General features: G+C 39.4%; 12 protein-coding genes. 3 read left to right on the top strand and 9 right to left on the bottom strand.

The window, feature by feature from the left end; genetic code table 11:
• The first annotated feature begins 37 nt into the window (after positions 1–37).
• Complete coding sequence (locus tag A6755_RS22205; RefSeq protein ID WP_063591983.1) at positions 38–1,405, top strand: FAD-binding oxidoreductase; 1,368 nt, start codon at positions 38–40, stop codon at positions 1,403–1,405.
• Between the two features lie 255 nt (positions 1,406–1,660).
• On the opposite strand, the gene ald is transcribed toward A6755_RS22205, so the two are convergent.
• The 6 genes from ald to A6755_RS22170 form a co-directional block, all read right to left on the bottom strand.
• Positions 1,661–2,794, bottom strand: coding sequence for an alanine dehydrogenase (gene ald, locus A6755_RS22200; protein ID WP_034315093.1), 1,134 nt, complete (start codon positions 2,792–2,794; stop codon positions 1,661–1,663).
• Between the two features lie 171 nt (positions 2,795–2,965).
• Complete coding sequence (locus tag A6755_RS22195) at positions 2,966–3,787, bottom strand: EcsC family protein (protein ID WP_034315090.1); 822 nt, start codon at positions 3,785–3,787, stop codon at positions 2,966–2,968.
• A 52-nt stretch (positions 3,788–3,839) separates the two neighbouring features.
• Positions 3,840–5,096 carry a PucR family transcriptional regulator gene (locus A6755_RS22190; protein ID WP_034315574.1) on the bottom strand — a complete coding sequence of 419 codons (1,257 nt, stop codon included), beginning with the start codon at positions 5,094–5,096 and terminating at the stop codon, positions 3,840–3,842.
• Between the two features lie 129 nt (positions 5,097–5,225).
• Positions 5,226–6,224: an inorganic phosphate transporter gene (locus tag A6755_RS22185; protein ID WP_048689777.1), complete on the bottom strand. Its 999-nt coding sequence runs from the start codon at positions 6,222–6,224 to the stop codon at positions 5,226–5,228.
• 15 nt (positions 6,225–6,239) lie between these two features.
• Positions 6,240–6,860, bottom strand: coding sequence for a DUF47 domain-containing protein (locus A6755_RS22180; RefSeq protein ID WP_048689774.1), 621 nt, complete (start codon positions 6,858–6,860; stop codon positions 6,240–6,242).
• A gap of 237 nt (positions 6,861–7,097) precedes the next feature.
• Positions 7,098–8,096 (bottom strand): inorganic phosphate transporter, encoded by a 999-nt coding sequence (locus A6755_RS22170; RefSeq protein ID WP_063591981.1) that lies wholly within the window; start codon positions 8,094–8,096, stop codon positions 7,098–7,100.
• Between the two features lie 394 nt (positions 8,097–8,490).
• On the opposite strand from A6755_RS22170, the gene A6755_RS22165 reads away from it, so the two are divergent.
• Together A6755_RS22165 and A6755_RS22160 are read left to right on the top strand one after the other, a co-directional pair.
• On the top strand, positions 8,491–9,321 hold the full coding sequence (locus A6755_RS22165; protein WP_053533931.1) for an aldo/keto reductase: 831 nt from the start codon (positions 8,491–8,493) through the stop codon (positions 9,319–9,321).
• A 476-nt stretch (positions 9,322–9,797) separates the two neighbouring features.
• Positions 9,798–10,052, top strand: coding sequence for a GlsB/YeaQ/YmgE family stress response membrane protein (locus tag A6755_RS22160; protein ID WP_170946860.1), 255 nt, complete (start codon positions 9,798–9,800; stop codon positions 10,050–10,052).
• 272 nt (positions 10,053–10,324) lie between these two features.
• On the opposite strand, the gene A6755_RS22155 is transcribed toward A6755_RS22160, so the two are convergent.
• The 3 genes from A6755_RS22155 to A6755_RS22145 form a co-directional block, all read right to left on the bottom strand.
• Entirely contained in the window at positions 10,325–10,777 is a 453-nt protein-coding gene (locus tag A6755_RS22155) for a hypothetical protein (RefSeq protein WP_063591980.1), read from the bottom strand.
• A gap of 3 nt (positions 10,778–10,780) precedes the next feature.
• Positions 10,781–11,593 (bottom strand): DUF3100 domain-containing protein, encoded by an 813-nt coding sequence (locus tag A6755_RS22150; RefSeq protein WP_063591979.1) that lies wholly within the window; start codon positions 11,591–11,593, stop codon positions 10,781–10,783.
• Positions 11,594–11,661: 68 nt separating this feature from the next.
• Complete coding sequence (locus tag A6755_RS22145; protein WP_063591978.1) at positions 11,662–12,870, bottom strand: M20 family metallopeptidase; 1,209 nt, start codon at positions 12,868–12,870, stop codon at positions 11,662–11,664.
• Positions 12,871–13,181: the final 311 nt, after the last annotated feature.

Below are 13,181 nucleotides of genomic sequence, written 5' to 3'. Positions count from 1 at the left end.
TTTTCAGAATGTTCGGAGAAAAGAGGGGGCTGTAATAATGAAAGGTTATATAGAAGAATTAAGGAAGATACTTTCGGAAGAACAAGTAACGGTGAATGAAACTCTATTGGAACAGCACAGCCATGATGAATCATATCACACCCCGCATTTACCGGATATGGTCATATATCCAAGGGATACTGCAGAAGTAAGCGCAGTCATGTGTTATGCGAATGAGCATGAAATACCAGTCATTCCTTTTGGGTTAGGATCAAGTTTGGAGGGGCATGTCGTTCCAGTCAAAGGGGGTATTTCCCTGGATTTGTCCTTGATGAATCAAATATTGGAAATCAGGGAAAATGATTTCCTTGTTAAGGTCCAACCGGGTGTGACAAGGACGCAACTTAATAAAGAATTAAAAAAATACGGTTTGTTCTTTTCCGTCGATCCTGGCGCCGATGCTACATTGGGTGGGATGGCAGCTACGAATGCAAGTGGGACGACCTCGGTCAAATATGGGATAATGCGCGATCAAGTCAGGGATTTGGAAGTGGTTTTAGCAAATGGTGAAGTGATTCATACCGGAAGCTTAGCGACAAAATCATCTTCAGGCATTCATTTGAATGGCTTGTTTGTCGGCTCTGAAGGTACGCTGGGTGTATTTACTGAACTGACATTGAAGGTATATGGCATCCCTGAAGTCACAATGGCCGGAAGAGCCTCATTTCCAACCGTCGAACAGGCAGTATCTGCGGTTAATGGGATCATGCTTGCTGGAATCCCGATTGCACGAATTGAATTGGTGGATGCCGAGTCCATAAAAAAAGTTAATCAATTCATGGACAAATCCTATGATGTCCAACCAACCCTATTCCTCGAGTTTCATGGGAATTTTGCCGGACTGGAACAGGACGTCAAATTTGCCAAGGAAATCGTAAGTGATTTTGGCTGTGGAGATATCCAGTTTGAAACCGATTCAAAAGCACGGAACGCCTTATGGGAAGCGCGCCATAATCTCGCGTACGCTTTCATCCATAGTGCACCCGGAAAAAAGCTAATGGTGACCGACGTAAGTGTGCCACTACATGAATTATCGAATGCCATACTGGATACAAGGAAGAAAGTCGAACAATCCAAAGTGGAGGGTGCGATTATAGGACATGTAGGTGACGGGAATTATCACGTATTGTTCATGATTGATTTGAAAAATCCTGAAGAAGTTAAAGAAGCGAAGAGGTTAAATGAAGAAATCGTCGAATATGCATTAACAAAAGGCGGTACATGTACCGGTGAACATGGGGTAGGACTTGGAAAATCGAAGTATCAGCGAAGGGAGCATGGAGCTGCTTATGAAGTGATGAAAACGATCAAACAGGCTTTGGATCCGAAAGGAATAATGAATCCTGGAAAGATTTTCATAGATTAAGAGGAATATTCTATTTTGTAAGATTAGTAAGGACATCAACCGGGGAAAGGACAGACTTGATCAAGAAGTGGCATATCTTATATCTCCGGAAAAATCGCCCGTCCGAGCAGATAATCCAACCCATATGAGGATAATTCGACCCTTGTGCGGAATATCCCGGCCTGATCCAGATATCATACGAAGAAGCTCAGCTTCATCGAGGCCCTCGTCCAAAAAAAATAAGACTCCAGACAAGATTCTGGAGTCTTATTTATATTAAGCGTTAATGTTATTCGGGTTTAAGGCGTTTTCAACACTTACGTAATTGTAGCCAAGGTCTGTGGCAACTGCTTCGAACGTGATTTCACCGTTGGCCACATTGACGCCTTTTGCAAGAGCATCATTTTCAAGGATCGCTTTGATGGCACCTTTATTTGCAATTTGAAGTGCAAATGGGACTGTTACGTTAGTTAAAGCTACTGTAGAAGTTTGAGGCACTGCCCCTGGCATATTCGCCACTGCATAATGAACTACTCCATGTTTAACATAAGTAGGGTTATCATGTGTTGTTATGTGGTCGACCGTTTCAAAGATACCGCCTTGGTCGATTGCAACATCGACAATGACTGAACCTGGAGACATCGTTTTAACCATTTCTTCAGTAACGAGCTTAGGAGCTTTAGCACCTGGAATCAATACGGCACCGATTACTAAATCGGCATCTTTGACTGCTTCTGCAATATTATAAGGGTTGGAGATGAGTGTAGTCAGTTCATTTCCGAAAATATCATCAAGCTGACGCAGGCGGTCAGGGCTTAAGTCAAGAATGGTAACATCTGCGCCTAAACCAATAGCGATTTTAGCAGCATTCGTTCCAACCATTCCTCCGCCGATTACAGCGACTTTACCGCGTTTAACTCCAGGAACTCCGCTTAAGAGTATTCCTTTACCGCCGTTATTTTTTTCAAGGAACTGAGCACCGATTTGTGCAGCCATGCGTCCTGCAACTTCACTCATTGGTGTCAATAATGGAAGTGTGCGGTTTACTGCAACCGTTTCATAAGCAATGGCCAAGACACCGCTTTCTTTTAGTGCCTGAGCTAGTGCCGGTTCTGCCGCAAGATGTAAATATGTGAAAAGGATTAAATCTTTTCTGAAATATTTATATTCAGATGAGATAGGTTCTTTTACTTTCATGATCATTTCAGTACTTGCCCAAACGCTAGCAGCGTCCTCGACTATAACAGCACCAGCTTCTTGATATGCTTCATTTGTGAAACTGCTTCCTAGACCTGCGTTCATTTCGATTAATACTTCATGTCCTGCATTGACTAATGCCACGACCCCAGCTGGAGTGATAGCTACACGATTTTCATTGTTTTTAATCTCTTTTGGAATTCCTATTCTCATCTTAATCCCTCCAATAATATGTTTTACTATTTGTATCACAAGTATAGTTGGAAAAAGAAACAGTTAGTATGTGGAAATCAGAAAAATGAAAAAGGTGTATTTGTGGAATTCCACAAACGCAGTTTCAAAAACCATGGACTTGCGAGGATCAAGACCTTTGTATAGCTGAAATTAATTCTTTGCAATAGGTTCTTGAATGCGCTCTAAAATCCTTCTTTTCTTGTAAAGCATGATTCCCGTATCGGCGATATCGGCAATCATCGAACGATTTGTAATGGCGCCAAATATTATTCCGGCAACAGGAACCATTTGCAAAAGCTTTTTCCAGCCAAACTGATCGCGGTATGTATAAACGACTTCTCGCCATCCCTGGAGTTCGGATGCTATTTCCCTTTTTGATTGGGAATCCGTCTGGTTCATGTTCGACAATTCATTTAATAGAGCCTTTTTACCGACAACATCCGATGTTGTAAATTGCAGACATTTGACGATGAAAATACGTTCTTGGCGGTCCCTAGGATTGAAGCCATATGTGATGGCGATATCCTGAAGGGTTTTGATGGACAACCCGAGAAGAAGCGGGATGTCGATGGCCAAGGTGAAGATTCCGCCAATCCCGGTAGTGGCACCTTGAACCGTTGCCAATTTGCTGCCTGAAGTTTTAATATCCTGACTCACGCTATCCATGATATGGAGGGGGATGCTTGAAACCTCTTCCAGGTCATTAATATTCAACTCGGGAACCTTGGCTTGCAGCTGACTTAGAATATGGGCTTCTTTCGTTAAATATTTTCCGCCATTCTGAATGTAGCTGCCGATTTCATCAAGCATGAAACCTAATTTTTTCTGAATGAAATCCGGTGTCAACTTATCCAATAGCTTGAAGGGGATGCGCCCAATCCGTTCCCAAAACCATAGTCCTTTCTGATCTTTCTCCCATTTTTCAATGATTGTTAATTCTTTTTCAAGTTCTTCTTTTGTTTCTAATTTCATATGATCAACCTTTCCACACTTCTTTTAGTATTCCATATCTGGGAATATACCATTAATTTTTTTTGAAAAATTCATCATATTGATTAAGTTTAATGTTAAGAAAGAGGGACATTTTTTGAATTGGATCCTTTAATCGAATATTTCCCACTTCAGAGATTCTTTTTAATCGGTAATTCAATGTATTTACATGGATATGAAGATTTTTTGAAGCTTCATTTGGGTTGCAGTCTTTCTCTAGATAGACGGTGAGTGTTTGCAGCAATTCCGTCTGGTTTTTCATATCGTATGCTTTAAGTTTAAGGATGGAAGGATGAACACGGCGCTGTTTGTTGCTTGCGAGTGATTCAATCATTTGAAACATGCCAAGTTCTTCATAATGTAAAATGAGTGCCATGTCATCAGGGAATATATTCTTCATTTTTAGGGTGTATAGAGCTTCTTCGTAACTTGATTTAACATCCATTAAGTTTTTATACATATTGCCAGCCGTTCCAAGGATATGCTCAACACCGAAACGCCGTTTCATCTCCAGAATGAAAAAAGGAATGAACTCATAAATCGATGAAGTGAAAGAAGGGCTGTTTTCCTGGTTGGCTCCCGCGAAAAGAATGAGCTTGTTATGGTCAATGGCAAATAAGGAACTGTTTATCTTTTGAGTGGTCGTTAACATGTATGAAATGTAACGCTCCACTTCGCGATTGATCTCTTTAGGAAATTCGAATACCAATATGGAAAAAACCACTGGAACATGGATTGAGAATTTCTTGTAATTTTCAATTATTTCCGATTCTTCTTGGTAGTGCCCGGTCAACATGCGCCATAGGAACTCTTGATGACCTGCTTCTTTCCTTTTCTTTTTCAATTGCAATTGCTGTAACTGGTTCTTTGCCTCTTTGGCAGCGAATTGCAGAAATTTCATATCTTCTTCGGTGAAAGGTTCATTTACTTCCAAGGCCCAAATGAATCCAAGTACTTCATTATTTTTCCGGATGGAAACCGCAACCCTGTTACCGAGACCGACATCATTGATGGCCCCGATTTTAATGGGGGCATCTTCCTTCAATAACGCAGGGATGAAACCATCTTTCCATAAACTGTTGATGACCTTTTCAGGGACACGTCTTCCGATTATGGTCATGATTCGGGCCTGATCCGTAGTATCATCGTGAGTGCTATAAGCAAGTAAGCGGTGGTTACCGTCCTCGATTGTAATGGGGCAACCTAAAACAGAACTGATTCTATCGGCAAACTCCATCATATCTCCATAAAGGTCTTTAAAAATATCTCTATTTTTTTCGAATTCCTTCATTCTTATTTTGCCCCTCGCTAAAAAAAATTCCTTCTCCTTGAATTTTAAACGATTTCCTATTGATAAGCATAGATAAATCCTTTGTAAAACAGAAAATCCCTACCGATGGAAACCGGAAGGGATTTTATTTTAGAATAAGAAGTTAATTAAAAGATAAATCAAACCAGCTAATGTTGCCGAGATGGGAATGGTAATGAACCAAGTGATGATCATCCTTTTTGCCGTTCCCCATTTTACGCCCTTGACACGATGCGCAGATCCAACACCAAGGATTGAAGACGAAATAACATGGGTTGTACTGACTGGCATGTGTATTACAGTCGCGCCGAAAATGATAAAGGCTCCGGTTAAATCGGCTGCAACACCATTGACCGGGCGGATTTTCATGATTTTGCCGCCAACGGTCTTAATGATTTTCCATCCGCCGACGGAAGTTCCAAGTCCCATTGCGAGCGCACAGGAGAACTGAACCCAGAAGGCGATATCAGTACTTGATGCATAACCATTTGCAATAAGGGCCATCGTGATGATACCCATCGCTTTTTGTGCGTCGTTCGTTCCGTGGGTATACGATTGAAGTGCTGCAGTAGCAATCTGTATAGTCCGGAATCTTTGGTTTGTTTTTGTCAGGTTATTGTTTTTAAAGACAACTTTAAAGATGCTGTATACGATAAACCCGATTGCAAAAGCAATTAGCGGGGAGAAGATCAAAGCTTGAAGAATTTTCATGAATCCTCCCCAGTTAATTCCAGCGAATCCTGCTGCGGCAATGGCTGCACCAGCAATCGAACCGATCAATGCATGGGAGGAACTGCTTGGTATTCCGTAATACCACGTTAGAAGGTTCCATATGATAGCGGCAAGTAGAGCAGCCATTATTACATATGAACCATTCGGAAGCGTGAACGGATCCACGATATCCTTCGTTATGGTCTTCGCCACTCCAGTAAATGTCATGGCACCGACGAAATTCATGACGGCTGCCATGATGATGGCATGCCTAGGCTTCAAGGCCTTTGTTGAAACGGCAGTTGCTATTGCATTGGCTGTATCATGAAAACCATTGATGAAGTCGAATGCTAAAGCAAAGAAAACGATTAATATTGTTATAATTAATAAAGTATCCATTTATTGGGGTACTCCTTAGGCGTTTTTCATTATGATTGTTTCAAGTGTATTGGCCACCGCTTGACAGTGATCGGCAATCTCTTCAAGGCTTTCGTAAATTTCTTTATATTGAATGATCCTGATTGGGTCTTTTTCAACTGTAAACAAGTTTTTGATTGATTGTCGTTGGATTCCGTCACAAACGGATTCAAGATCTTTAATTTTGATTGCATGTTCACGAATCATTGGCAATTTTTTAGTGGATAGTGTATCGACAGCATTTTCAATCTCATACGTACACTGTTTGATTGCATCCACAAACTTAAGCATATACTCATCTGCATTGACAATTGAGTACATTTCGAATAATGCCGCACAGTGTTCCAAACCGTCTATGACATCATCCATTCTCATGGTTAATTCAAGGATATCCTCCCGTTCAATAGGAGTGATGAAAGCATTGTTCAGCTCTTTGATCACATTATGAACCATTGAATCGCCTTTATGCTCATAGTCTTTCATGGTATCTGAAAATACTTTGAGATCGGAGATGTTCTTAAGTTTATAATCCGCGAAATAGTCAGCACCTTCTTTAAGGTTTTGAGCGATGTTAAAAAGCATTACCGCGAATTTGTCTTTTTTTGATTTAAAAGCCATGTTAAAGCCTCCCAATTAGTCATGCAAATTTACGCACTTTAGTCGTACGCTTAGTATTAACAATTTGATTGTAACGAATTCATGTAGTATCCGGGAAGGTTTTTCGACGAAAATTTACAAAATCTTAATAAAACTTTACATAAAAAAACAAGGAAAATTAAAAAAAGGGGAAAACCCTGCATTTATAAGGGGGATTTGTAAAAAAAAAGCCTTTCCGATATGGAAAGGCAAAAGGTTCTATAAAAATAAAGCAATCAAATAGTAAATGATTCCAGCTAAGGAAGCAGAAATTGGCAATGTAATGAACCAAGTGACCAGCATGTTTTTTGCGGTTCCCCATTTTACCCCTTTGATGCGGTGTGCAGAACCGACCCCAAGTATTGAAGAAGAAATGACATGTGTCGTGCTGACCGGCATATGCAGGAAGGTTGCACCGAAAATGATCGCTGCTCCAGTCATATCGGCAGCCACACCATTAACCGGGCGGATTTTCATGATTTTACCGCCAACGGTTTTGATGATCTTCCAACCTCCGATCGATGTACCAAGCGCCATGGCTATAGCGCAAGATAATTGTACCCAGAAAGGAACTTCAGAGGTAGAGGCATATCCGTTAGCGATCAAAGCCATCGTGATGATACCCATGGATTTTTGAGCATCATTCGTCCCATGTGTATAAGACTGGATGGCCGCAGTGACAATTTGTATTCTCCTGAATCGTGTATTGGTTTTTCCTAAATTATTATTTTTGAATACTACCTTGAAGATACTGTAAACAATGAATCCAAGCGTAAAGGCAAGGATGGGAGATAGGATCAATGCTTGTACAATTTTAGTGAATCCACTCCATTTAATCGCATCGAATCCACTGGCCACGATGGCCGCTCCAGCTATTGAACCAATGATCGCATGGGAGGAACTGCTTGGAATGCCAAAATACCAAGTGATTAAATTCCATATTATTGCCGAAATTAGTGCAGCAAGAATAACATATGAACCATTATTCAATGTGAAAGGATCGACGATATCCTTCGTAATGGTATGCGCTACACCGGTAAAGGTCAATGCTCCCAATAAATTCATGACCGCAGCCATGATGATTGCATGTCGTGGTTTAAGTGCTTTGGTTGATACGGCTGTAGCGATGGCGTTAGCCGTATCATGGAAACCATTGATAAAGTCAAAGACCAAAGCAAAAAGTATTATTAGCGCGGTTAAGATGAGTATGGTATTCATACATGGAGGACTCCCTTGATTTCAAGTATATAAAGTGAATATAGTTTGTGGCCAATAATTGGGCGCACGACAGTTTGCACTCCTCAATATTTAGCATGGGAGTTTTAGTTTTGATTATTCTTTAAAGATGGCACCTTCTTTTTTACATGGTTTAAAATCGAACTATACTATTGTAACGAATTACATACCTTTAAGGATAGATGTTTCGTCATTTTTTTACAAAATATTTAACTTAGTAAATGATTAAAAAGATAAAATGTTACATTGATATATATAAATGGCCTTTAGGGATGGGCTTTCACTCAAGGGACTCTATAAATCCCGATGCTTATGGTTAGAAATAGAAGGTGGAGGGATGTATAATTGGTAAATAAAAGTAAGGGGGAATGATGGAATGATTTCGAATATTGGGGAAACGATCACCTTACATAATGGAGTTAAAATGCCACAGTTGGGTTTCGGTGTATTTAAAGTGAAAAACGGCAATGAAACGGTTGAGTCCGTCAAAAAAGCGATCGAAGTCGGTTATCGGGCGATTGATACAGCGGCCATTTATGAAAATGAAGAAGGTGTAGGCCAAGCGATTCGGGAATGCGGAGTGCCACGTGAAGAATTGTTCATAACCTCCAAAGTGTGGAATACCGAGCAAGGATATGAAACGACGCTCAAGGCATTTGAGGATAGTTTAAATCGCCTTGGATTGGAATACTTGGATTTATACCTGATCCACTGGCCGGGAAAAGATAAATATCTGGAAACCTGGAGGGCCTTGGAGAAGCTTTATAAGGATGGAAAGGTGAAATCAATCGGTGTAAGTAATTTCCATGTTCATCATTTGGAAAATTTACTTGCAAACAGTGAAGTGAAGCCGGTCGTCAATCAAATTGAATTGCATCCACTTTTAACTCAAGTCGAAATTCGTGATTACTGTGCAAAACATGAAATAAAGGTAGAATCTTGGAGCCCGCTAGGCAGAGGGAACCTTTTGGAAGAGCCGACAATTAATCATATAGCAAAGAAGCACGGGAAAAGTTCAGCACAAGTGTTGATTAGATGGCATCTGCAACATGATCTAGTTGTAATACCTAAATCGATTACGCCATCCCGTATCAAGGAAAATGCGCAGGTATTTGATTTTTCATTGAGTTTAAATGAAATGAATCAAATAGATGCCTTGAACAAAAATGAACGTTTCGGCAGCAATCCCGATGAACTTTTGTTCTAAAAAGAATACAGCAAATGAAAGGAGGGTGTCCCGATAATGGGGCATCCTTTTTCTTTTTGCTTTATGAACATAATTGAGACGAATGCTGCTTATACTAACTATGTGACAAAGTTAAGCCTATGGTATACCCGTTTAATATATCTGATAATCCTGTTTTTGTTGCCAAATATTTAAAAAAAAAATTAGGTTTTAGATTAATTAAACGGGGAAAATAATGAGTACAGCAGCAAACAAAAAGAAAAAATTCACTAACAAGAGGATTGTCCAATCAGTTACTCTAAGGGCTATAGCTAGCTAACACTACCCAATAACTAAAACATTCACATTCATTAGATATTGTGCGAATCGGCATCATACCATTTGAATGTAAAGGTTAAAAGTACTGAAAAAAAGCATGACAATATGGAAGTGATTTAATTTCTTGGAGTCTGCTGCAGAAAATCAAAAAATAACTATTTTGAAGGAGGAAATATATTATGGGATTTTTATGGTCATTAATTATCGGAGGTATCATCGGTTGGTTAGCAGGTATGATTGTTGGACGTGACGTACCATTTGGAATTATCGGTAACATTATCGCTGGTTTTGTTGGTGCATGGTTAGGTTCATTAATTCTTGGGAACTGGGGACCTTCAGTGGCAGATTTCGCTATAATTCCAGCATTGATTGGTGCAATCGTATTTGTCTTCATCTTAAGCCTTATCTTAAAAGGCATGAGAAAAGCTTCATAAATACAAAAATAAAGCTGGCCCAAGAGGCCAGCTATTTTTTTATGCCAAAATGAACGGATTGCTTCCTACATGCAGATAATCCGTCCCAATTGCGTAAAATGGGAAAAAGGTTTTGAACTAATCGATCATAATTAAAGTGTAAGTGAAATTGTAAATCAGTTTTTATAAATTTGGCTATAGGAATCTTATTAAAAAAGTTTTTGTAGGTGTGGGATTTCTGAGAATGACATTTATCCCCATCTCCCATGACAAATTGATATAATAATATGATTTCAAATAATCCCTTGAAAGCGCAGAACAATTTCAGCAATAATTGCGGAACCCAAAAAGGTACCAAGTAAAACACACATTCCAACAACGATCGTTTTCCAACCTAGTTTAGCAAAGTCTGCCCATGAACGGCCAATACCTATCCCAGCATAGGCTAAAATGGGTGTAGCTATTGCTAAAAGACTGACATCTGCAGTCCACTTCACAATTTGATCTGACCCAGGCATGTTAGGAACAGTAAGTATAAACCCTAATATTCCAATGTAAGCTATACTTGGGATTTTGAGTGGGACTAGTTTACCGATAACAAGGCCCGCTAAAGAAATAAGGATTAATATAACCATTCCTGGTAAAGCAGTAATTGGGAGTATATCATAGCCAATATAATTTCCAATTAACACCACAACTCCGATAATCCCTAAAACTAATATCCATTCTTGGATGTTCTTTAACATTGGTTACACCCCCACATTCGATTTCATATTTTTACTTTTTCTTTTTGTCATCCATCCATAGAGTTTTTCTGTTAATGGCAAAGCAATAAAAATACTCACATATAAACCTGTTACAGATGTCGCAAGATTACTTGCACCTGAAAAAGCAATAATTTGATCTTTCATTTCTGGAAACGCCGTAACTAGAGGACCTAATGCAGCAGCTGCCATACTTCCACTTCCTATTCCTGTTGCCATTGCAAAGGATAATGGATGAATGGGCGTAACAGTTGCTAACAATCCAGATATTAATCCCATAAATATAGCGCCAAAAACGGTACCAAATATGTATACAGCCATAACTCCACGGCCTTCTGGTGAGGAAAAACCGTATTTATCAGTAATTAAAGCGACATTGGGCTCACGTCCAATAGAGTGTGTCATTCCGATAGATTCTCGTTTCAATCCTAGTAAAACTGCAACTGGAAGGGCCAGAAAAATGGTGCCGAGATTTCCTATTTCTTGAAGGAGTAGTGCAGGTCCTGCTTCAATTAACAGAGGCAAGGCTGGCCCTGCTTGTACCCCAAACTTCGCAATAAGTAATGTAACCGATATAAAAACAAGTGATTCAGCACTTTTGGATTGCTTTTCCTTAACAAGTGGTGTGAAGAATAAAGAAATTCCAATTATAACTGCATAAAGCATTGGTAATAATAAAATAACTCCTGGTCCTAACGGAATTTCGTGTGTACCAATCGTTTCAGACAGTAATACGATAGCAAAGACGGTGGCATGTACTCGCCAATCTTTCCAAAGTTTTTGTGTTTCAATCGTCATCTTTACCATCCCCTTTGATTTTTGGTCTTGAATTAGGGGCCAAATACAAATAGGCCCCTAAATTTCACCTATTTGGTTACTTGTTGTGATGATAAAGTTTTTGAACTATTCTTCATGTATTGTAATGTCGCTACCCCAAGAGTTTTCGCAGCGATTAATAACGAGCGTTCATCGATGTCAAACTTTGGATGATGATGTGGATAGGCTTGTTCCCAATCAGGATTTTTTGCTCCTGTGAAAAAGAATGTTCCTTTTACCTTTTCTAAATAATAGGAAAAGTCTTCACCACCCATAATAGGTGGGGTTTCTTTAACAGATTCAACCCCAGGTACTGAGTGAGCCAATTTCGCAACGAATTCAGTCTCCTCCTTGTGGTTAACTGTCGTCGGATATCCTCTCATATACTTATAGTCATATGTTGCATCTGATACAATACATGTTCCCTTAACGACTCTTTCAATTTCTTTTTCTATAAAATTACGAATCTCTTCTTTAAATGTTCGAACTGTACCAGTTAAAGTAGCTGTATCTGCAATAACATTGTAAGGATTTTTTGCTTCAAAAGCACAAACAGATACAACAGCAGATTCTAATGGATCTACTTTCCGGCTAACAATTTGTTGCAGATTACCTATTAGCTGTCCTCCAATTACTATACTATCCTTTGTTTCATGAGGAGCAGCGCCATGTCCGCCTTTACCCTGAATTGTTATATCAAAACGATCAGGTGCTGCTTGAAGAGGGCCTGTCCGATAACCAATTTCACCTAAAGGCATCTGTGCCTGTAAATGCGTTCCAAAAATTACATCAACCCCATCCAGGCATCCATCCTCTATCATAGCAATTGCTCCACCTGGAGGAAGTTCTTCGGCATGTTGATGGAGAAAAACAACTGTCCCTTCAATTTCCGACTTCATGCCATTTAGAACCTTTGCAAGGCCTAATAATGTTGCAGTATGCCCATCATGGCCACATGCATGCATGACACCTTCATTAACTGATTTAAACGGAACTTCCGTTTGTTCATGGATCGGAAGTGCATCAAAATCTGCCCGTACAGCAACCGTCGGCCCGGGTTTATCTCCTTCTAGATAAGCTAAGACCCCATTTCCTCCAACCCTTTTGCGTACTCTATGCCCAAGTTTTTCATGATAAGCTGCAATATAATTTGCCGTATTCACTTCTTCAAAAGAGAGCTCAGGATGTTGATGGAGATGGCGTCGAATATCGACGATTTCGTTATAAATATCATCTAATCCTTTAAATAATTGATCCATAATTCCACTCCTTTAATATAGTAGTATTTTATTTCAAATAAATGGTTGAATAGCAATTTTAACCCTTACCTCGGAGTATAACCATTATAATAGTAGCATTCGTATTTTGAAAATTCAATATATTGTCATAATTCAAGAAACTACAAATAGCTTGTTTTTCTTTTTTAAAAAGTAATAAAGCGCTTAGAATTTTTTTGCATAATACTAATTGTGATATTGAATGCGCATACAAAAATATTTTAATTCATTAAACAATTAAAGATAACGGATGATCATGGGGGAAATATCGGCGCATAAAATTATAGAAATAC

Source organism: Peribacillus frigoritolerans, assembly GCF_001636405.1.
Lineage (GTDB): Bacteria > Bacillota > Bacilli > Bacillales > DSM-1321 > Peribacillus > Peribacillus frigoritolerans.
The sequence above is the reverse complement of the archived record's forward strand: the minus strand, read 5'-3'. Positions and strand labels throughout refer to the sequence as shown.

Excerpts from the sequence above, each read along its gene's own strand:
- A6755_RS22150 (WP_063591979.1), bottom strand. The coding sequence starts at position 11,593 with ATGACGATTGAAACACAAAAACTTTGGAAAGATTGGCGAGTACATGCC.
- A6755_RS22165 (WP_053533931.1), top strand. The coding sequence starts at position 8,491 with ATGATTTCGAATATTGGGGAAACGATCACCTTACATAATGGAGTTAAA.
- A6755_RS22170 (WP_063591981.1), bottom strand. The coding sequence starts at position 8,096 with ATGAATACCATACTCATCTTAACCGCGCTAATAATACTTTTTGCTTTG.
- A6755_RS22155 (WP_063591980.1), bottom strand. The coding sequence starts at position 10,777 with ATGTTAAAGAACATCCAAGAATGGATATTAGTTTTAGGGATTATCGGA.
- ald (WP_034315093.1), bottom strand. The coding sequence starts at position 2,794 with ATGAGAATAGGAATTCCAAAAGAGATTAAAAACAATGAAAATCGTGTA.
- A6755_RS22180 (WP_048689774.1), bottom strand. The coding sequence starts at position 6,860 with ATGGCTTTTAAATCAAAAAAAGACAAATTCGCGGTAATGCTTTTTAAC.
- A6755_RS22195 (WP_034315090.1), bottom strand. The coding sequence starts at position 3,787 with ATGAAATTAGAAACAAAAGAAGAACTTGAAAAAGAATTAACAATCATT.
- A6755_RS22145 (WP_063591978.1), bottom strand. The coding sequence starts at position 12,870 with ATGGATCAATTATTTAAAGGATTAGATGATATTTATAACGAAATCGTC.
- A6755_RS22205 (WP_063591983.1), top strand. The coding sequence starts at position 38 with ATGAAAGGTTATATAGAAGAATTAAGGAAGATACTTTCGGAAGAACAA.
- A6755_RS22190 (WP_034315574.1), bottom strand. The coding sequence starts at position 5,096 with ATGAAGGAATTCGAAAAAAATAGAGATATTTTTAAAGACCTTTATGGA.
- A6755_RS22160 (WP_170946860.1), top strand. The coding sequence starts at position 9,798 with ATGGGATTTTTATGGTCATTAATTATCGGAGGTATCATCGGTTGGTTA.
- A6755_RS22185 (WP_048689777.1), bottom strand. The coding sequence starts at position 6,224 with ATGGATACTTTATTAATTATAACAATATTAATCGTTTTCTTTGCTTTA.